Raw genomic sequence first — 21,914 nt, 5'->3', positions numbered from 1 at the left:
CGAGCTGCTGCGTGCCTATCACTGGGCGCAGGGACGTCTCCCGGTCCTCGAATCGCCCTCCGGCGACTGGATCCCGGCTCCGGCTACCATGCTTGAGGCTCCCGGCAAGGTCGAGGAATACTACCCTGGCGCCGACGGCGCTCGCTCCTGGGCAGCCGATGTGGAGATTGGCCCCCATCACCTGCCGTGGCTGGGTGTAATGGACCCGCAGGGCGCCGAGACCACGCGGATGCTCGACTACCTCGAAGACTACTGGATGCTCCGCACGGGCATGGGCGACTACGACGAAGCCCGCAACCATGCCGACTGGTTCAACCTGGGCGGCTTCGCCAAGATCCAGCCCTACTACGGTCGCACGGCCGAAATCTACGCGATGCGAGATGAGGTCAAGCCCTTCCTGCGGGCCTACTTCAACGCCATGCCCAGTCTGCTGAACCCGGAGAACATGACCTTCTGGGAGCACTTCCACAACCGCGGGGCCTGGAACAAGACCCACGAGACAGGCTCCTTCCTGTCGCAGTCGCGCATGATGCTCGTCCTCGAGCATGGCAAGGAGCTCTGGCTCGCGCCCTGCGTGACAGGCAACTGGTTCGGCGACGGACAGAGCCTCTCCGTGCAGAAGGCTCCGACCCGCTTCGGACCTGTCAGCTACCAAATCACCTCCAAGGTGGCGCAGGGCCTTATCTGGGCGACCGTTAGCGTGCCTACCCGCGAAGCCCCGGAGGCTGTGGTGATCCGCCTGCGCCACCCGGAGGGCAAGCGGATGCAGTCCGTCACGGTCAACGGTCAGGCACACACGGACTTCGACGCCGCACGGGAGACCGTGCGCATCAGCAAGCCGCAGGGAGAACTGACAATCGAGGCCCGGTACTGAGGGCTGCCGAGACCACTTTGCCGTGACCAACCAAGGGAGATGAACCACATGGCCCCCACGCCTCGGACCTTGTGCATGACTGTCCTGCTGGCCCTGGCCGGCCTCGCTCTGTGGATTCCGGCACAGGCGGAGAGCCTTGGCCCGAACCTTGTGGCGAACGACGACTTCGAGGTCGCAAGCAGATTCGAGGCCTGGCACTGGGTCGCAACTGATCCGACGAGGGCGACTGTCACCCTTGACGAGAGCGTGGCTCACTCCGGGCAGCGCAGCGCGCGATTCCACAGCGAGCTTCCTCACGCACCTAACGTCTACGGTGGGCTGTCTCAGGTGGTCAAGGGCATCACGCCGGGCTCGCAGTACCTGATCCGGCTGTGGGCGAAGGGCACGAAGGTGGGCGTCGTCTGGTTCGGTGGTGGCCCGGAATGGAAGGCTCGCCGAGGGCTGCCGACGGGGACCTTCGACTGGACGCCCGTCGAGTTGCGCTGGACCGCGCCGGAGGAGCCCACGGACTTCGAGCTGCGGATCAACGTCGACAGCGAGACCGAGGCCCTGTGGGTCGACGACGTGAGCTTCCAGGAGGTGAACCCGCTGGGGCTGGAGCCACACCTCAAGACGCTCACGCCGGGTGAGGCCCTGCGCCGGGGCTACCTTCTGATGACCCCGGTGGAGCGCACTCCCCGGATTGACGGCGACCTGTCCGACTGGCCCGCCGAGGCGACTGCTACTCGCATGCCCCAGGATGCAGGGGTCGTCATGATCGACCGCAAGGATGACAACGACCTCAGCGCGACGCTGCGAACAGCCGCCGACGCCAGGAACCTGTACCTGGGTATCACGGTACGCGACGATGTGCACTGGGCGCCGCCCGAGGCGCTTGCCTGGACCATCGATGGTCTCCAGGTGAGTTTCGACCCGCGTCACGAGCGCACACCGGGCGGCTATGGCCCGCATGACAGTGAGTACAGCTTCGTGCTGGACAACGACGGCAAGTCGCGCGTCCAGTGCTGGCAGCCGGCGCAGGGACTGGGCGACCAATCGAAGGCACTCACCCTGGCAGTCAAGCGCACCGGCACGGAGACGGTCTACGAGGCAGCAGTGCCCTGGGCGGCAATCGGTGTCCCCGCGGGTGCAGGCACTCCGGTGCTGGGGCTCAATGTGCTGGTGAATGACAACGACGGCAGTGGACGGCGCGGATACGTCGAGCTCACCTCCGGCATCGGGAAGGTCAAGGACCCGTCCGCCTACATCACCGCACTGCTCAGTGGGACACGGAGTCTTGCCGTGCTACCTGCAAAGCCCGTGGCCTACACGGACGAGTTCGTGGACCTCAAAGCGGTGGCGGTTCTCGGGGCTCCCCTGACGCAGCAGGCGACAGTTGAGTTCGCAGCCCTCGATGCGAAGGGCAGGCCAAGCGTTCTCACCACTGCGTCGCTTCCGGCGGGCACGGAAGGCATCGTGCAACTGTCCTCGCACATGCCGCCCGGAACGGTCCCGGCGACGACGACGCAGGTGCAGGCACGGCTGTTGGATAGTGCAGGGCGGCAGGTAGCAGTGGGGAAGGCGGCACTGCAGGTGAGCGGGCTCAAGACCCAACTGGCGGAGGAGGCGACCCGGCTCAAGGAGCGGACAAACCAGGTGGAGCAGCTCGCCCGCCAGGTGGAGGCGAAGGGCCTTGCGACCGACTACGAGCGCGTTGCTCTCGCCGTCGCCCAGGACTTCGTAGGTTACGCCCTGGATGACCTCGCCCATGGTCGTCCGGAGCGTGCGCAGCATGTGCTGGCCGTCCTCGACCAGAGCCTCAAGGATACGGAGCGCACACTGCGGGCCTACCTGGCGGGAACCGCGAAGCCACTCCTCGTCCCGCGCTTCGTGACCAGCAAGGTAGACGTCAAGGATGGCGCCTTCTGGGCCGACACGGTGATCCCCACAACCGGCCGGCACGAGCGCAGGCCGGTGTTCTTCACGGGCTACGGGCACTTCAATTCTGTGGTGCGCGACCTGCCGAAGTTCCCCGATCTCGGCGTCAACATCATCCAGATCGAGCGCGGGCCGAACTCGACCCTACCCGCGGAGGGCGTCGTTACTGACGAGCCAATGCGCGACTTCGTGGGTAAGGCTCTGGACCTGGCGGAGAAGAACAACGTGATGATCTGCTGGCTGGCCTCGCCGCACTACTTCCCCGGTTGGGCGCTTGCCAAGTGGCCCGACCTGCAGAAGGGTGGTGGCGGCTTCTTCAGGGTCGCCGTCGATGCGCCCCAGGCCCGGCAGATCTTCAGGACCCACCTGGAGACCTCCCTCAACGCCATCAAGGCGAGTCCGGCACTGCACAGCGTCTGCCTGAGCAACGAGCCGGTCTACACAGACTGGCAGGATGACCCCTTCCGCCGGGCGGAGTTCACCGACTACCTGCGCGGCAAGTTCGGGACCATCGACAAGCTCAATGCCGCCTGGGGGACAACCTATGCCGACTTCGCCTCGGTGCCGATACTGCCCACAAACGGCCTGCCTCGCGAAGCCGACATGACGCCCCTGCGCTACGAGATGGCCCGCTTCAACATGCTCGAGTTCTCCGGGTACCACCGGTTCATGGCCGACGTGGTGCATGCCACCCGTCCCGGCACTCTGGCCCATGCCAAGGTGATGTGCGTGCCCTCGAACCGCCAGAACCTGGCCTGGGGCTGCGACCCCGAGCAGTTCGCCTGGATGGGCGATCTCAACGGGAACGACTGCTGGAACATGTTCTCCGGGTTCGGCGACCAGTACGCCGCGAACTGGATGGCGCAGAACGTGTACTACGACCTGCAGCGATCCATGCGGAAGGTGCCGGTGATCAACACCGAGGACCACATCATTGTGGACCGCGAGCAGCGGCTCATCCCGCCGCAGCACACCGACTTCGCCCTCTGGCAGGGAGCAATCCACGGTCGCGGCGCCAGCATGATCTGGGTCTGGGAGCGCACCTACGACCGGACGCATGACTTCGAAGGCAGCATCCTGCATCGGCCGGAGAACGTGGTGGCGGTCGGACGGGTCGGCCTCGACCTTCAGCGGCTCGCGCCGGAGGTGGTCAAGCTTCAGAGGGCTCGCACTCCGGTCGCGATCCTGTATAGCATGACCGCGCAGCTCTGGTCGGACACTGCTTACGGGGCCATGATGAAGGCCTATGAGGCGCTCAACGCCTGCGGAGTTCCGGTGCGCTTTGTCTCTGAGCAGCAGGCGGCGGCAGGACGACTGAAGGCCTTCCGGGCAGTGATCGCCCCGGCCCTCAAGCACGCACCTGACTCGCTGGCCGCAGCGATTTCCGCCTACTGCCTTGGCGGCGGCAAGCTCTGGGTGATCGGCGAGGAGCCAGTGTGCGGGCGCGACGAGTACAATCGGCCCCGGGCCCTGCACCTGGCCGAAACTGCTGTGGTGCAGTTCCCCGGCAACCTGACTGCTCGCGAGCTGTGGGCGAGGTTCCTGAAGGAGATGCAGGCAGAAGGCCTCCGGCGGCCACTGACCGTAACCGATGCCGCAGGACGGGCGCCCTGGGCTGTGGAGTACCGTTCAGCCCGCGACGCGGAGGGCACACTGGTCTCTATCGTGAATCTGTGGGGCACGCCGCAGAAGGTGCGTCTGAGCGTCGACGGCCAGGCCGTCCGCAGCATCCAGGACCTGCGCCGGGCCACGAAGCTCGAAGGCAACGAACTCACGCTCCAGCCTCTGGAGGCCACGATACTGCGAGTGAAGTAGTCCCCGGGGCATCAACAGCCGTGTCACTGACAACCTGGCAGAAGCGCGCACAACACAAGTCGCATCTCGGAGGTCTATCCCATGTCCGCCGTCACCCGACTGCTGTTGCTGCCCTTGCTCTTGTTGCCCGGTCTTCTACAGGCCGAACCCCTGATCCTGGCCGAGGACGGCCGCTCAGACTTCCAGATCGTACTGGCCGACGATGCCAGCGCCTCTACCCGTTACGCGGCGGAGGAACTGCAGCACTGGCTCAAGGAGATCACCGGCGCGACGCTGCCGGTGGTCTCGGACAAGACCCCGTCGTCTGCGCATGAGATCCTGCTGGGCAGCAATGCTCACCTCGACCGGATAGGCGTCCAGGTTCCGCTCAAGGACCTCGGTGACGAGGGCTACGTACTGCGGACCGTCGGCCCGCACCTGGTGATTGCCGGCGGGAACCTGCGCGGGAACCTGTATGGCGTGTACGACCTCCTGGAGGACCACTTCGGCTGCCGGTGGTTCACTCCCACAGTGAGCCGCATTCCGAAGCAGAGTCACCTGACGGTCGGCCCGCTCGACGAGATGCAGAAGCCCGCACTCGAGTACCGCGAGCCCTTCGTCAAGGACTGCTTCGATGGTGACTGGTGCGCGAGGAACCGCGTGAACAGCCAGGCCTCCACGCTGGCGAAGAAGCACGGCGGCAAGGTCACTTACGTCGGCTTCGTCCACACCTTCAACGAGCTCGTGCCGCCGAACAAGTACTACGACCAGCACCCCGAGTACTTCTCGCTGATCAACGGCAAGCGCATGAAGGGCTACTACCAGCTCTGCCTGACGAACCCCGACGTGGTGCGGATCGCCACCGAGGAGATCCGCAGGCGCATGCGGGCGAACCCCGACGCGATGGTGTTCTCGGTTTCGCAGAATGACACCGGATACCCGTGCCAGTGCGACAGGTGCCAGGCCATCGTGAAGCGCGAGGGTTCGGAGTCGGGCCCGCTGATCGAGTTCGTCAACCAGATCGCCGACGCCGTGAAGGACGAGTTCCCCGGCAAGGTCATCGACACCCTCGCCTACCAGTACACCCGGAAGGCACCGGCCACGGTCCGTCCGCGACCGAATGTCATCGTGCGATTGTGCAGCATCGAGTGCTGCTTCTCGCATCCCCTGGGAACCTGCGACAGTGCGCAGAATGCCTCCTTCCGCAAGGACATCGCCGACTGGGCGAAGGTCTGCAACCGGCTGTGGGTCTGGGACTACACGACCTCCTTTGCCAACTATCTGGTGCCCTTCCCCAACCTGCGAGTGCTGGACGACAACATCCGCTTCTTCGTCCAGAACCACGTGACCGGGATCTTTGAGGAGGACAACCACACCTCCTACCAGGGCGAGCTTTCGTCGCTGGGCGGCTACATGATGGCCAAGTTCCTGTGGAACCCGGACTACGACGAGAACGCAGCGATGGACGAGTTCCTCGAGGGCGTCTACGGGAGGGCCGCCGGCCCAATTCGCCGCTACATCGACTTGCTGCATGACAAGGTGGCCAAAGAGAACCTCCACATGCACATCTGGGAGGGCCCCGGCGCAGCCTATCTCACTGACGAGCTTCTGGCCCAGGCGGACAAGCTCTGGGACGAAGCCGAAGCTGCAGTCGCTCAGGAGCCGAAGGTGCTGCAGCGTGTACGCACTGCCCGCCTGAGTCCGGACTGGGCGATCCTTGAGCGCACCGCTCGCGCCACCACCAGCCCATACGAGTTCCGCAAGGGACGCTACGAAGCCGACCTTGACCCAACCTGGGCCAAGCGCTTCGACCGCTTCTTCTCGGTCGCCGCCTCCAGCGGGCTGACGGCCCTCAGTGAAGGCGGCTCCAGCCCGGCGGCCTTCAAGGAACGCATCTCACGCAAGAGCGGGTCCTTCGAGGTTGTGCCGATCTCCAGCGAGGGCGTGAAGCTTGAGGTCGTCCCCGGGCTCGGCGGACGGATCCTGAGCCTGCGCAGCTCCGACAACGGGCCGAACCTGTTCTCGCTGGGGATGCCGGAGGACCCGGGCTACCCGGCGACCGGCGGCTATGCGGAGTCCTGGCAGGGCGGATTCCAGGGCCCCGGCTGGGCGGAGAGCTACAAGGCTAAGCCGCCGGAGGAGACGGACGACTGCAGGGCGCTTGAGATGAGCGCGGACCTGAAGGAGGGTGTGCGCCTCAGCCGGACCGTGATGGTGCCGAAGCGCGGCGGTTACTTCGAGGTGCTGTCCACGGTCACCAACTCCCGCAAGGAGGACCAGTCGGGCGACCTGCGGGCAACCTTCGCGCTGAACCTGGGATCGACCGACCAAGTGACGGCAGTCGTCCCCGGCGCCGGCGAGAAGGGCGTCTTCAGCCTCTCGCTACCTGAGGACGAAGCCACGCGCCAGTGGTCCTTCACCGGCGCACAGGTGGCGCAGGGCGTCAAGCTCGTGAACCACGCGGCAGGTCTGGGGATCGAGGTCATCCCCTCCGCACCGGCTATCGACCGGGTATGGATTCGCGTGGATGCACGGCGCAACACGGTGAGCTTCGAGGTGAAGACCAGGGCCCAACTCAGGCCCAGCGAGAGCACCTGGCTGCGGCAGTGGGTGCGCCCGCTCAAGGACCTGAGCGTGGTTCCGGCGGCGCTGCACACCGGCGCGAAGACCCATCGCGCCCTGCGCGTGATCGCTCAGGATGACCAGATCGGGCTGGGGCAGTACGGGAACTGGTGCTGGATCGAGCAGGAGCCCACTGCGGAGGATGGCTTCGCGGTGCGTCTTAACAACAACCACATCGAGTGGTGCGTGCAGTGGAACTACTCGCCCGCGCAGTTCGAGCCGAACACGAAGTATGACGTGTATGCCCGGATTCGCGTCGCGAAGAAGGGCAACGGCGGCGACGCCTTCTGGGCGGGAATCTACGACACGGTCCACGCCGTCGGTCTCGGGAGCATCCAGCCCAAGATGACGGAGATCAAGGACAGCGAATGGCACCTGTACAAGCTCGGGACTGTCACTCCGGCCAAGGGCCACTACGTGTGGATGGGACCTCAGGCCAACGCAGCTAACCAGGACGGCCTCTGGCTGGACTACTTCGAACTGAGGGCGGTCAAGTAGCGGGAACCGACTGTCCGACGGGAAGAGCGCGTGACGGGGGCCTTGCGCAGGACTGGGAGACCAGCCGCGGAAGGCCCCCGCATATCCGACTACCGATCGAGGGCAGCGTCGAAACCGAGGTCCGTGCCCGGATGCACTGCCAGACCGATCTGCTCCACCGAGGCGTGCCGGCCGTTGTACCACAGCAGCCAGCGGTCACCCTCAAGCACCGCGAAGGGCTTGTAGCAGGCATCGTGGTCCCAGGCCCCCTCATCGGGAGCAAGGAGTGGGTTAGCCGGATGGCGTTGCCATCCGGTAACACCATCGCGGGATCGAGCCGCGCCGATCTGCGCATGGTGCACATCGCGGAAGCCGACGTAGAACATGGTGTGCCAGCCGTCGTGCAGAACGACCTGACACGCAGTCACCTTCGCCTGCTCCCACGGCTGATCGGGGTCGGCAGCAAAGACCGGGTTCGAGGGGTGCTTGACCCACCTTAGCCCATCGGTGCTGGTCGCGTGGCCGATCGCATCGGGCTCGTACTGCTCGCCACCCGAGTACCACATTCGGTACTCGCCCCTCTCCTCATCCCAGAGAACGTGCGGGCACATGACCGCGACCTTTTCCCAGGGCTCCTCAGGAAGAAGCACCGGAGTCTCGGAGCGCTCGTGCCACGTCACACCGTCCTCCGAAGCCGCGTGCCCGATCCAGGACTGACGCCGGGCCTGCCCGGTATACCACATGTGATAGACGCCCTCGTGCTTCAGGACCACGGGGCGGTTCATATCGTCTTCCCAGCCTGTCGCCTCTCTGGGCAGGAGTACTTCGACCGGCTCGCTCCACCGGACCCCGTCGGTACTCTCGACCAGGGCGATGCTCTTGCGCGGACGCCAGGAGAACCACATGCGCCAGCGGCCCTGGTCCGCCAACACCGAGATGTCGAAACACGTGCCGAGTGTGCCCCCGAGGACTGGGTTCTCGGGTGCCTTGGTCCAGTTGCCTGAAGTGCTCATGCGTGTCCCCTTGCTGTTGTGTGCAGTCTCTGTCTGGGGTACTGTGCGAACTTGCGTGGCCCCCACGGCTCACCGACCTGCAAAGAATAGCACCCCCGGGCGTCGAGGCTCAAGCCTGACATCCGGAGGTGCTGTACCTGCTGTCTGTGATCTCGCAGGACTCGCGTCCTGGCCGCTTCTACCAGCGGAAGAACCGGTACGGGTCGTCCCATTCCTCCGGCTGGTCGACGTAGAGGCCTTGCGACCAGCGCCCCTCGTTGGTCGGCGGCGCTACGGGCTGCACGGCAAGGTCGGCCAGCCACAGCGTTCCCAGGTTGTTGTGCCAGATCTGCAGGCGTGTCTTGCTGTCCGCCGTCTTGTTCGACTGCACCAGCAGCCGGAACTCGCGCCAGTCGGTCTGCGGAGCGAAGTACTGGTACTCGAAGAACGAGCTCCAGGTCTCCGTGCTCTGGATGGCGAAGGTGATGCGCTTGCCGTCCAGGCCCTCTTCCTTCGCCCGGAAGCTGATGCGGTACCACTGCCCGGCCTTCATCGGCACGTCCTGCTGGGCCAGCATTGCGCTCGCCTGTGGCTTGCCTCCGTAGTCCGGAAGCGCGAGACGCAGGGCCCAGCCCTCACCGAAGGGCTCGCGGGTGCAAAGAGCTGACTTGGAGTCCGCGGAGAAACTCCAGTCGTCGGCCTTCCCATCGCCGTTGGCATCCAGCGAGAAGTCCCCGTTCCGCACCACCGACGGGCCAGGCTTCGGCCCCTCCTCACCCACCGGAGTCGAGAAGCGCGTGAGCAGCGGCGTCGAGCCCTGCACACCCATGTTCGCGAGTAGCCGGGTGATGAGGAAGGACGAGCGCCGGAAGGTCTTGCGCACGTTGTACTGCTCCCCGCTGTTGAAGAAGTAGGGCTTCTGGCCTTCCTCGAAGCCGGCGTTCGTCATCAGGTTCTTCGGGCCCGTCTCACCGGCCCGCCAGGGCACATAGTCACCCTGGTAGAGCTGGAACATATCGGCCCGGAACTGCGCCCCATCCTGAGCGCAGCCGAGGTAGGCCTGCCAGCCCTCCGGGAAGGGAACGGTGCACTGGAAGGTCGCGTGGACCTCAGTCCACTCGTCCGCGGGCACCTGGACCTCCGGGGCCTTCACGGCTCGGTCCCAGGGTCTTCCGGCACGCTCCACCTCCAGATGGACCAGGACCGGCCTACCGACTCCCTTGACGAAGGCGGCGAGCGTGTAGGTCTTGCCGACCTCCGGTGTGAACTTGACGCCCTGGCCGAACTGCGCTCCGAAGGCGGTCGTGGTGCCCATGGTCACGAGCGCGCTCTGCTTGCCCTCGAAGGCCTCTTCCCCATCGACCCGGAGAGACGCCACGGCGCCCTTGGCAGAGGTGAGGTGGTACGGGAGAAGCTGGCAGAACACCACTTTCGCGCTCTCGGCCTGCGCCAGGACTCCGTCGCCAAGGACCTTCGCCCCGCCGGTCACCAGGGGCAGCTCCTCGACGGCACGGTCATGCACATCGGCCGGTCCTACTCCGGCGAAGAGAGAATCCGCCCCGCCCGGCTCGAAGTAGGAGGCGATGTGTTCGGCCGTCGTCATCTGCACCTTCATCGGGAGAACGTCGTTCGCCTCAGCCTCGTCAAGGCCCAGCGCCAGCACGTGTCCGCCGGACTTCAGGAAGTCGGCGACGGCCTGCGTGTTCGAGGTCAGGACCTTGTCACCGCCAGGTCCCGCGACCAGCACTTGGTCGGCCGACAGCTTCCCGCCCGTGTAGTCCTCCACTGCGATGCCCGACCACTGCAGGTGCTCCTTGCCCTGCGACTCGCCGACATACAGCGCTCTCCGCACAGGGCCTGGCTTCCAGGTCGAGGTGTACTGCAGGAGGTTGCGCACGAGCCTGTCTGCGGCGGGGTCGCTCTCGGTGCGTCCGGTCACGTCCATCTGGCAGAACAGCACCATCCCCTGTCCCTCGCGGAACTCCAGGAGCGGGCTGTACTGCAGGCTGTAGCCACCGTCAAGGATCGGCAGGAAGCTCCCACGTGCCGGCTTCTCAATCAGCACCGAAGCAACGTTGCCCCGGTTGCCGCAGCGCCAGACGTGAGGTACCTCCAGGCCGCACCACTCCACTGTTGGCGCATAGCTCAGGCGTGGGCTGCTCTCGTACTTGAGGCGTGGCGTCGTGTTCGTGGCCTCACCTCGCCAGTCGCGTAGGCTCTCGGTGTCCAGTCCTGCGAGCAAGGGGTGATCGGGTATGCGTCCGAAGACCTGCCGGAGCCCATACTCCTGCACGCGGAAGCCCAGACGCTTCTCCAGGGCCTCGGCGGTCTGCTCGAAGACGATCACCTTCAGCCCATCACGCACGCGGCTCAGGTCAGGCGCTGCGGTGTCGACCGTCAGCGCACCCTTGCCGAGGATCAGCGCATCATAGCCGGCGAGGTCGGCCGTTGCCGGCACCGGCTGATACCGGACGCCCAGTGCGTCAAGGAGCCGTCCGGTTTCGCCCTTCGGATCAAAGAGCGCAGTCCGTCCCTGCGCCGACACTGCCTCAGGTCGTGGCAGCACCCGAACTGCGAAGCTGTCCTCCTGCCTCTCGCCTGTGCTGAAGCGAACCGTTGCGCTGAGCTGGCAGGACCCGGGCGCAAGGTTGGCAGGCAACTCGAAGGTCAGCGGCACACGAGCTTGCTGGCCCGTCTCGATGGTCACCGGCTTCGAACCAAGGAGGGGATCCGGCAGACCGAGTGACCACCGACACTCCGCCGTGACCGTCTGACGCGAGTTGTTGATGACGATGAGCTGCTTCTCGACGGTCTCGCCCGGCAGGAATACGTGGTCCTTGCTCGTGAAGGCGGCAGGCTTGCCGGCCACATAAGCCAGGAGCGGCATGTTGTTGCGGATCACCGCCTGGGCGGCCGGGGTCGCAATCCAGTCGGACCGCTTGTAGGCCAGGTCAACGCGCTCATAGCGGTCTTCGATGTAGTCGGGGCTGAAGCCGGGGCGCTGGAGGTTCTCCCAGTCCACTTTGAGGTCGTCGTGGGTCTTGGTCACTCCCTCGCGTGGCTTCCAGTAGTGTCCCCATTCCCAGGGCGAGTTCGCCGACATGCCCCAGGTCCGGAAGGCGCGCCAGTTGTCGGTGATGTAGGCGGCGATCACCGGATAGCGCTCCTCGAGGTCCTTGGAGCCCACCTCGAAGGGGTAGTCCCAGCGGTGCCACAGCTTGCCGTCACGGAACTGCTTGGCTTCCCAGCGCAGGTTCGTCCTGTCCGGCTCGCTGATCTGGAAGGCCGCGTCGCCCAGGAACTGCGAGTTCCACTCGGCGATGGAGAAGTCCCAGGGCACCACGGCGCTCCCGAAGGCACGTCCACCGCGATACCAGCCACGGTACATCGTCCAGTCCCAGGTGCAAGGCACCATGTACTCGCAGGTGAAGAAGGGCTTCGCACCCTTCGTGGACCAGTGCTCCAGCCAGTCGGAGAGTTCCTGGATCGGGGCGAAGTTGGTGTAGAAGTTGACCGTGTGCATCGTCCCGAGGTTGCCGGAGGAGTGGTGGTAGACGATCCGTCCCGGGTCCATCTTCTCGACGATCGCCTGCGCCCGCAAGGCCAGCTTCGCGTTGTTCAGCGCCCAGGACTCGCGCGGGTCGGCGATGCCGTCGATCAGGTCCGGGTTCATGTCCTCGCTGTAGCCCGTCGCGTTGTGGCTCATCGAGTAGGCGATTACGGACGGGTGGCTACCCGCGACATGGACGTAGAAGCGCGCATGGCCCGCATAGCCGTTGCTCTGGTCGGCGTCCGCCGCCCTCCAGTCATACTGGCCGAAGTGCGGCTGCGACAGCGCCACGAGCATCCCCGTGTCGTCGGCGGCTCGGAGGAGTTCCTCGAAGCTCAGATGCGTCCCCGGCTCGCAGCCGTAGTTGTGGGTGTAGACGAAGTTGATCCCGAAGCTCTTCAGCCGCTCCAGGCTCTCCCGGGCACCTTCGTAGTTCGCCCAGGCGGCTCCGACCTGTGCATTGTCGAGGGGTACCGCGCTGAGGAAGATGCGGGTCCCGTTGAGGTAGAAGTCGCGGCCGTCGATCCAGAACTCGCGGAAGCCGAAGGGCACTGGGTAGCCGGTGTCGAGAACCCGTCCCCCCTCATCCACCAGGGACACCGCGACGGAGTACTGGTTCTGCGGCGTGTGGATGTCCCAGAGCTTCTCGGGCTTCCAGGCTTCGGTGAAGGTGAGGCGACCGTCCGTCAGGTCTCCGGGAGCGAAGGGCTGGCTCCCGATCTCCTTGACGACCTTGCCCTTCTCGGTGATCTGGCCGCGAAGCGTATAGCGGCCGGTTGCGGGAAGGTCACCCAGAGCCGTGGAGAGGGTGATCTGCCCCTTGCGGAAGGAGGTGCTGACCGTCGTCTCGGTGACCTGCGCTCCCGCCGGGCTGCTGGTCAGCCAGACGTCACCGCACAGGCCACGACGGGCCACCGTTCCAGCGACCTGTCGGGCCGAGGCGGTGTCGTTGAAGGACATCATCACGCCCTTCAGCGGAACCGCCACGACCAGGAGGCTGAGTATGTGCTTGCTCCCCGGCGGGCAGGCCGAGGTCAGGTCTACCTCGCCTGCAGGGAAGCGCATATCGCCGACCTTGACGCCGTCCACGTACACGACCGCGTAGGAGTTCACGTACTCGGCCTGAAGAGCCAGGTGCCGCCCGGCCCAATTGCCCGGGATCGTGATCTCCCTTTGGTACCACGCCGCCTTGAGGGACGCCAGGTCGGTCCCCTGCCAGTCCGGAGACGTGAAGAGGGTCTGGCAGTCCTTCTGCATGTAGTCGGTGATGCCGGGCCAGCATCCGGGAACCTTGTAGTAGCCCCAACTGCCGGAGGGCAAGGTATCCGTCACCTGAGCCGCCGGCTGCCAGCGCCACAGGCCGTTGATACAGACACGTTCGCGAGTCGGCGTCGTCTCCCGGTACGCCTTCGACAGGTCCCACACGGCGCTCACCCCATCGGGCAAGGACACTACCGGCTGCGCCTGACAGGCGCCAGGGAACGTCATGAGAAGCACCGTCACCATCAGCGTCCCAACCTGCAGTCGGCTCATTGCACCCGCCTCCTATCGCGCTGTGCCAACTCGACTCCCGACTTGTCAAGAAGCTCTGATCTGGGCGCTTCGCCCGTCTCGTCCGTTTTCGCAGCTAGCTACCCGGCTCCACAGGTGCAAGGGCCAGCGAAGTCTGCAACGGATACCCGCAGGTGCAACCGGAACTGGCCTCCGGGATGACTACCAGCCCGCCGGCGGGGATGATGTTGATCCAGCATCCGGGCCGGTTCACGAGGCTAAGCTTGCCGGGGCCGCCTCCGGCGCCGAGTTGGTATCGCGTCGGGTTACCATCCCGGTAGAACAGCGCCTGGGCAGCGCCCGACATGGTCCCACAGCCGCCCCTGAGGGGTGTCTCCCAGCTTCCTTCGGTCCCGAGCGGGTTTGCGCGCTTACCCGTGGCGAGCTCATAGGCAACCGGTTCGGCGTACACGACTCCACTCGTGATGACCGGGTGGTGATCCTGTTCGCCGTGTCCGCCCATGATTCCCGGTCGGTTATTGGGATGATCTGCCTGCCAGAGCACCTCGCCCGTCGCGGCCTTGTAAGCGGTCAGGTAGTACCAGGCTCGTCCCTCGCGGTTCGTGGACCCGGTTGCGAGCACGATGCCCTGAGCGTAGGCGGTCCACACCACATGGCGCCAGTTGGCGGTGTCCACCGGCTTGCGGTAGACCTGCTGCCCGGTCTGCAGATCCAGGGCCACGAGATCAGCGCCCTGAGCGAAGAGGACCTCCAGCGCCGTGCGGCCCAGGCTGTCCTTCACCGCGGGAGTGACGGGAGCCTCGAGGAAGAAGATGCGGCCCTCCCCCACCGAGATGGTCGTGTCGACAATCACTCCCTGCTTGTAGGTCCACATCGGTCGCTGAGTGTTGGGGTCCAGGCAGAACAGGTAGTCGCTGGTCTGGACTGGTCGGTCGTCATAGTAGGTCTCGCCGATGGCCCCGCGGTTCATCTCGCGACGGATCGCCCCCGGTCTCGCTCCTGTGCCGAGAAGCTTGCCGTCCACTGCGGCCACGTAGCCCCAGTCATGGGCTTCCTCGGGATCAAGCTGGGGCGTGGTGATGACCTGGCGAACTGCGCCGCTCTGCAGGTCCAGCCGCCAGCACGTATCCTCCGCCGCCACATACAGACGGTCTCCCTCCAGGGCCAGTTGACTCGTCGTGCGCGGGCCACAGACCCGCCGGGAGTTGTGGATTCCGACATCCCAGAGCTGCGTGCCGTTGTAGGCGTCGACGGCAAGGATGCGGTTGCTGCCGGGGATGAGGATGCGTCCGTCGGCCACAAGAGGAGGCACGGTGCGGTGATGCCGGTCCACCATGAAGCGCGGGCCGGGGCGACCAAACCACTGGACCTGCATCGGGCCGACGACTCGCGTCTCGCCGGTGGCGGCAGTGTTCCCGGGGTCCGCGTACATGTGCGTCCACCGGCCGCCGCCGGAGACTGACTTGCGCTCGACGATCACTCGCTGGCCCCACGGTCCGGAATCTTGCGCGGAGCCGTCCGCAAAGGCGCAGGTGAAGACCGCCGGGTCTGCGGCCTTCCCGAGCCAGGCCTCAAGGTCGGACCGGCTGACCGGGTTCTGCCCAGGAGCTCGCAGGCTTCCGAGGTAGGCTTTGCCTCCGCAGGGGCGCACCAGTCGCAGGACGTTCTCCGCCGAGCCCAGGGCCTCCGTTGCGCCCGCCATGTCCTCACACACCACAAGGTTGGCCACGTACTCGGCGTAGCCAAGGTCCTTCAGCTTGCCCTGGTGGACGCTGACCCGCGCGCCATACACGCCGGCATGGGAGAGCATCTCGCGAGCTTTGGTGGCCCTCGCGGGATCGGGTTCGACGCAGACCACCTGCAGCCGGGTCAGCTTCGCGATCTCGTAGGCGAGATGTCCGTCGGCGGTGCCCAGGAGGAAGCAGTAGCCCTGGTCAGCCCCGGTCTGCGCCACCACTCGTTTCGCCGCCTCGCGGTAGAGGTCGCTTGTGCTGTCAGCCGGGTAGGGCGAGGCGGCTGCGTCTACGGGATCAAGGCCCGGGCCCTCCGTCGTCTCGAAGGTCATTCTGTCGGTGGTCTGCTGCTTGCCGTCGGCGGTGAAGGTGACCTGGTACTCGTACTCCGTGCCGGGCTTCAGACCGGAGAGCCTAAGCTCGTGGGTTCTGCCGAGCGGCCCCGCCGGGGCCTCCACTGGTGCTGCACCTGGAGTGTGGTAGCTCACTGTACACGTGCCCGCAGCCGCCGTCTCCCACCCTAGTCGAACCCGGGATGGCGAGGTGTACTCCACGTAGGGTCCGGCCGCAAGTCTCAGGAAGACGGGACACAACTCGGGGTAGGCCAGGTAGTCCGCACGCACCTGTGCTCGGGTCAGTGCACGGTCATAGACCCTCACTTCGGCGATCGCCCCGGTGGTGGGCAGGAACTCGTCATCGTCCTGGTAGGCCCCGAGAGTGTACGACGCCTGCGGCGGATACAGGATCGGACCCGACTGATCTCTGAGCGACGCCTGGAGCTCTCCATTCAGGAAGATGCGCTGCTCCCGGCCGTCGTAGGTGCCGACGACGTGGTACCACTTCCCGGCCTCGAAGGTCGTGGGAGCGCTCAGGTAGGTGACCTTGCCGTCACCATCGTCGGCTCCCACCGAGGACACCGCGAACCGGAACCGGTTCTCCTCCGAGCCCAGGTGCCAGCCCTTCTCGAAGGTCCCATTGTCCTGCAGTGCGCTGAGGATGCCGCCCCAGCGCGTGATCTCATCCACGCGAATCCACGCCTCAACGCTCAGCGCCTCACGGGGGAGTCCGTCGCCGTCCTTGGCCTCCCCGAGGGATACGCGTGTGTTCTTGCCCGCGAGGATCAGCGCTCCGGTGCCCTGGTCAAGCTTGACCTCCCCGCTAAGGGTGGCGTCATGGTTGCCCGCCAGGTCCTTTACGGTTGTCCCCTGCAGGTGAGCGCTGTCGAAGATCCATCGTCCCACCAGGCCGGGCGGGAGTTGGTCGTTAGTCGGTCGCCGGCCGATTGCCGGAGCGGTCGTAGGCCCTGCAAGCTCGGCCGTCGTCGCAGTACTCGGCTCTTCCGGGGCTGCCGCCGGAGCTTCACCGCCTGTCGCTCCTGCGCCGAAAGCATAGATGAGCCCAGCCTCGGTGGAGACGTAGAGCTGCCCGTCGGCTACCGCGAGACCCGCTGCACGTCCCTCGACGGAGCTCTGCCACAGCACCGCGCCGGTGCGGCAGTCATAGGCTGCCACTCGTCCATCGCCGCCCGCGATGAGCGCGTCACCGGCCTTCACCAGCGCGAGGGGTAGCTGGCAGGGAGTCGTCCACCGATAGCAGGCGCTCTTCTGCGCTGCCGTCCGCGTCAGCGCGTCGTCAGTCTCCGCCATGCGTTTCTGAGCCTGGCTCTTGGCAGCCTCGTCGCCCTTCTCCGTCGCCGCCGTAAGCTCGCCCTTCAGCCGCGTTCTGTAGTCCGTCAGGGAGCGCTCCGCCGTCACGAGCTCCATGTAGCGCGTGCGCTCCAGAGCCTGCAACTGGGTACGGGACTGCAGGTAGGACATCTCGCCGTCAACGATGAGATGCACGCCGTCGAAGCTCGCCACGCGCTCCGTGGTACCGACGTCAGAGGTCGCGAGGAGGCCGTTGCTCTCACGGCCGTAGGCGTAGTTGAGGGTGTCACCGGAGAGCACGGCGTAGGTTCCGCCCAGACCACCGATGGTGCCCAGCGGCGTGCCGTCCGTCAGCTTGAACAGGGCCGGGCTGGTCCTTCCGGTCGGCGCAAAGAGCCGCGTGGGAGAGGCCAGCAGGTAGCCCTGAGGCGAAAGACTCGGCGACTTGCGGCGCCACAGGACCTCGCCACTGCGGGCGTCCATGGCACACAGGTACACGCCGTTGTCCGGGAACAGGCCGCTGGTCGCATAGGCCACCGTTCCGCTCACCAGCACCCCGGTTCGGCACGGGAAGGCCGAGACGATCCGGCTGTTGCCCGCGATGCGGCGACTGACCTCAGCCGGCTGCTGCTTCCAGACCAGGGTTCCCGTGTCGGCGTCCACGCAGTACACCCAGCCATCGTCGGAGCCGAAGTACACGCGGCCTTCGGAGACCGTCGGAGCCAGGCGCACCGGTCCCTCGGTGAAGAAGGCCCAGCGTCGCGCACCCGTCGCTGCCTCCAGGCAGACTACCTGGTCATCGGCGGAGGACCCGTAGTAGACCCGACCGCCGCTCACCACGACCTGAAAGGCCCGGTCGTAGGTGACTCGGGGATCGAGGTTGTTGATGCGCTGCCAGATGTCGGCCTTCGCCGGAGCGGGCCAGGCCGGAGCCGGTGCATGCGCAGGCTGATGAGCCCACACCTGGCGCAGGGGGAAACTCAGGCTGTCCTTCGTGAGGCCGCTGCGGGAGTTGTCGTGCTGATAGGTCGGCCAATCCTCCGCGAGGGCGCCTGTCAGCAGCGCAACTTGCAGGACCAGTGCCAGCAGCACTGGTCCACGAGGGCTAAGGGTGTCTGTGAGGGTAGACGAGGGGATGTGGCACATGCGGATCTTCTCCAAAGCAAGGGTCCCCTTGCGCGGCAAGCCGAGGGCAGGCCGTGGTACAGACCTGGCCCCGAAGCCGGTAGCTGTAGCCAGATGAACCGCCGGGGAACTTCGCCGCTTGTCCCGAGTGTCCTGCCTTCAAGAGCGGCTTGTTGGGCTATCTGGCACGCCGTCGAGGACGCACAAGGTCCTCCCGGCATCTGCGGCGAAGCTGCTAATCAACAGGGCGTTTCCGTAGCCCCTGGTAGCCGAGCGCACGGCTTCGTGCCCCGGTCTGAACTCATATACATACTCTCTGACGGTCAGACCGGCCCCGGCCAGCGATCAGCGGGGTCTGTCGAACCCCACGAAGGGACGTCACGATCTTGATCTGTGAATATCCCATGACCTGCCTTGCTCCGACGATCTCCGCACTGCTCGGACTGCCTGCTCCGGCGCAGGCGACCGAGAGTCCCATACCCGCTATCCTGGAGTCGGTAGGCTCCGCCAAGCGCGTAGCCGTCGTCGCACCGGATGCCCTCGGCGTTGCCATCCTGGAGCGATGGAGTCAGGAGATGCCCTTTCTGACCTCGCTCGTAGATCGGCGGCGGGTCACACTGCGTGCCGTCATGCCGACCATCACGCCGGTGAACTTCGCAACGATGGTGACTGGCGTCGTCCGCGACGTGCACGGCATCGGTGCCTGGAAGGACGACTTCACCTGCGAGACGCTCTTCGACGTCATCCGCGCTCATGGCGGAAAGAGCGCCGGCGTCGGTCGAGTGGGCTACACCGGCTCAGAACTCCTGGGCCGATCCGCCGATCTGTGGGGCAAGGCCGAGAGCAAGACGGATGACGAGGTCGAGGCCCTCGCCCTGGGTTTCGCCGAGAAGGAAGAGCCGCAGTTCATCATCGTGCAACTGGGCGCGACCGACGACATCTTCCACCGTCATGGCCCGTCGTCGCCGGAGGTCATACCGACGCTACACGCGACCGACGAGCGGCTGTCACGAATGGTCGGCCGGTTGACGGAGCTGGGCTATGCCGTCATCGTCGACGCCGATCACGGCCAGCATGACACCGAGAAGGGCGGCAGCCACGGAACCGCGGAGGACGTGGACGCCCTCGTGCCCTGCACCTGGGTCGTCTAGTCCGGCCTACACCGAGCCCAACCAGCCTGCGAAGGGAGACCCGCAACCATGCGCTCAACCGTCCTCGTCGCTCTTCTTCTGACTGTGACCCTGGCCCTACCGGCGTGCGCACAGGTCAATGACAAGGCCATCGCCGACGTCAAGGCCGGCAAGCTCACCGAGGCCAAGGCCTCCTGGTGGGGCTTCGACGCCACCGATGCTACCGCGTGCCTGCAGGCCGCCATCAACTCCGGTGTGCCGAAGCTGACGGTGGACAACACCGGCAAGCCCTGGATCGTCGAGCCCATCGAACTGGCTTCGAACCAGGAGATCACCTTCGAGAAGGGCGTCGAAGTGGTGGCCAAGAAGGGCGCCTTCCTCGGCACCAGCGACAGCCTCTTCCGCGCGATCAACAAGGAGAACATTATCCTGCGCGGTTACGGGGCCACCTGGCGCATGCACCGCGACGACTACGCGAACCAGCCCTACAAGAAGGCCGAGTGGCGGCACTCGCTGCAGCTCAAGTCCTGCAGCAACGTCCAGGTTCTCGGACTGCACCTGCTGGAGAGCGGCGGCGATGGAGTGTACCTCGGAACAGGCAAGCAGTGGGTCACGAACAAGGACATCCTGCTCAAGGACCTGATCTGTGACCGGCAGTACCGCCAGGGCATCAGCGTCATCACCGCTGAGAACCTGACCATCGAAAACGTCATCATGCGCGACACCGGCGGGACCGCTCCGCAGGCCGGCATCGACTTCGAGCCCAACAGCTCGGAGGAGCGCCTGGTCAACGTGGTCATGCGCAACTGCGTGTCGGAGGGGAACGTCGGCTGGGGCTATGTGCTGTACCTGCCGAATCTGAAGGCCTCCTCCGCGCCGGTCTCCATCCGCCTCGAGAACTGCAAGGCCGCAAACAGCGTGGGCGGCTTCTGCCTCGTCACCGGCAACACCGCGGAGGCGGCCGTCAAGGGCACAATGGCGATCACCGACTGTACCTTCGACAACAACAGGACCCAGGGCATCCAGCTCATCGACGTCCCGGCCACGGGGATCAGGACGGAGTTCACCGACTGCACGATCAGCGAGAACAACCTCGGCTCACCGATCAGCCCAACCATCATGCTGGCAACCCGTCAGGGCGCTGACCAGGACCTCGGCAGCGCAACCTTCCGCGACTGCGTGGTCCGCGACAGCCTCAAGCGCGTGCCGGTGGGCTTCGTGGACATGGTCGGCGGCCTGAAGGTGGTAGAGGTCACCGGCAACCTGATCATCGAGCAGGACGGTCAGCGCAAGGACGTGAAGCTGACGCCGGAAGTCCTGCGTGAGTGGATGCCGGTGCTCTCGCTGAAGAGCTTCCCCAAGTACGACATGACCAACAAGTCCCTGGTGCCGGTGACTCCGGGCGCCGATTCGGCCAAGTTCGGTATGCCTCGGTTCAACCTGCGCGACGTGGCCAAAGGCGTCCTCTACGCTTCGGCCGGCGACACGGTCAAGCTCACCATGCGTCAGTACCAGGTGGGCCGGTACGCCGTCAAGCCTGCGCCGGTGGTCATCACCGGTCCCGACGGCAAGGAAGTCCAGAAGGCCACCCTCCCGGAGACCTCGGGGCAGGACGCAATCATCGAGTTCACGGCTCCCGCGACGGGTATCTACCGCATCACCGCCACTCCGGATCCGAACCAGGCGCGCTTCATGGCCAGCAGTCACCCGCTCAACCTGACCGCTGAGAAGGAAGCCGTGCACTTCATCAGCAGCGTCGGCGAGGTATTCCTCTATGTGCCGGCAGGAACGACTGAGTTTGGTGTGCGCGTGAATGGTGAGGGGCTTGCCGAGGGAGTGAAGGCGAGCCTGTGCGATCCGACCGGCAAGATCGTCGAGGAGAAGGACAACCTTGCGCAGGTCTATGTGCTCTCCGCCACGCTGGCGCAGCCCTCTACAGGCGAGATCTGGAGCCTGAAGCTGGCTAAGCCCAGCGCCGTCACCATGGAGGACTTCGATGTGACTCCGCTCGGGGTGCCGCCCTTCCTGGCTCCCAGCAAGGAAGCGATGCTGAAGCCACAGTAAGGCGCCGTCCAGAGGCCGACCTCGCGCCGGCGAGTTGCGCTCTCGTATACCCCTAGTCATGTCCGGGGCGGCGTCACAGCGAAGGCTGTGTCTCCTGCCACCCCGGAGAGGAGAGTGCGTGACATGAAAGGCCCAGGGACCCACGTCGCGATCCAGGTGCCTCTGCTCTGCGTGCTCGTGCTGGCCTCGAGTCTTACTCCCCTTCATGCCCAGGCACCGAAGCCGGAGACACAGACTCTGCAGCTCGGCGAGTGGTACACGGTGACTTGCCCCAGGCCCTTCCTCACCGACACCGTGGCCAACATCACCGTTGCCTACAAGGGCATCGCCGAGCAGACCAAGCTCTGCTGTGACCTGCACTACCAGAAGACCGACGGCACCTCCGGCGGCTTCTACGCGAACGACTGGCGACCGAAGCCGGACATCCAGGGCGAGGGCCAGTGCACCTTCACGGTGCCCATCCGTCCGGTGGAGAACC

The 21,914-nt window shown here is 65.7% G+C and carries 9 protein-coding genes; 6 read left to right on the top strand and 3 right to left on the bottom strand.

Going from position 1 to position 21,914, the window contains the following annotated elements:
• From ABFE16_12070 to ABFE16_12060, 3 genes are all read left to right on the top strand, one after another.
• A partial coding sequence (locus ABFE16_12070; GenBank protein ID MEN6346026.1) for a hypothetical protein occupies positions 1–874 on the top strand: 874 nt, incomplete at its 5' end.
• Positions 875–922: 48 nt separating this feature from the next.
• Positions 923–4,606, top strand: a complete 3,684-nt coding sequence (locus ABFE16_12065) for a sugar-binding protein (GenBank protein MEN6346025.1) — start codon at positions 923–925, stop codon at positions 4,604–4,606.
• 81 nt (positions 4,607–4,687) lie between these two features.
• Positions 4,688–7,705 carry a DUF4838 domain-containing protein gene (locus ABFE16_12060; GenBank protein MEN6346024.1) on the top strand — a complete coding sequence of 1,006 codons (3,018 nt, stop codon included), beginning with the start codon at positions 4,688–4,690 and terminating at the stop codon, positions 7,703–7,705.
• A gap of 89 nt (positions 7,706–7,794) precedes the next feature.
• Here the strand turns inward: ABFE16_12060 and ABFE16_12055 are convergent, their stop codons facing one another.
• The 3 genes from ABFE16_12055 to ABFE16_12045 all read right to left on the bottom strand — a co-directional run bounded on the left by ABFE16_12055 (position 7,795) and on the right by ABFE16_12045 (position 18,263).
• Positions 7,795–8,697, bottom strand: a complete 903-nt coding sequence (locus ABFE16_12055) for a hypothetical protein (protein MEN6346023.1) — start codon at positions 8,695–8,697, stop codon at positions 7,795–7,797.
• A gap of 178 nt (positions 8,698–8,875) precedes the next feature.
• The gene (locus tag ABFE16_12050; GenBank protein ID MEN6346022.1) at positions 8,876–13,759 is read right to left on the bottom strand and encodes a carbohydrate binding domain-containing protein; all 4,884 of its coding nucleotides are present in this window, start codon (positions 13,757–13,759) and stop codon (positions 8,876–8,878) included.
• A gap of 94 nt (positions 13,760–13,853) precedes the next feature.
• Positions 13,854–18,263, bottom strand: coding sequence for a PQQ-binding-like beta-propeller repeat protein (locus ABFE16_12045; protein ID MEN6346021.1), 4,410 nt, complete (start codon positions 18,261–18,263; stop codon positions 13,854–13,856).
• 383 nt (positions 18,264–18,646) lie between these two features.
• On the opposite strand from ABFE16_12045, the gene ABFE16_12040 reads away from it, so the two are divergent.
• The 3 genes from ABFE16_12040 to ABFE16_12030 form a co-directional block, all read left to right on the top strand.
• A complete protein-coding gene (locus ABFE16_12040) occupies positions 18,647–19,393 on the top strand; it encodes an alkaline phosphatase family protein (protein MEN6346020.1) in 747 nt (248 codons plus the stop codon).
• A 48-nt stretch (positions 19,394–19,441) separates the two neighbouring features.
• On the top strand, positions 19,442–21,436 hold the full coding sequence (locus ABFE16_12035; protein MEN6346019.1) for a right-handed parallel beta-helix repeat-containing protein: 1,995 nt from the start codon (positions 19,442–19,444) through the stop codon (positions 21,434–21,436).
• Positions 21,437–21,559: 123 nt separating this feature from the next.
• Positions 21,560–21,914: hypothetical protein (locus ABFE16_12030; GenBank protein MEN6346018.1), on the top strand; the 355-nt coding region annotated here is incomplete at its 3' end.

It is taken from the genome of Armatimonadia bacterium, from assembly GCA_039679385.1.
In the GTDB taxonomy this organism is placed as follows: domain Bacteria; phylum Armatimonadota; class Zipacnadia; order Zipacnadales; family JABUFB01; genus JAJFTQ01.
The sequence above is the reverse complement of the archived record's forward strand: the minus strand, read 5'-3'. Positions and strand labels throughout refer to the sequence as shown.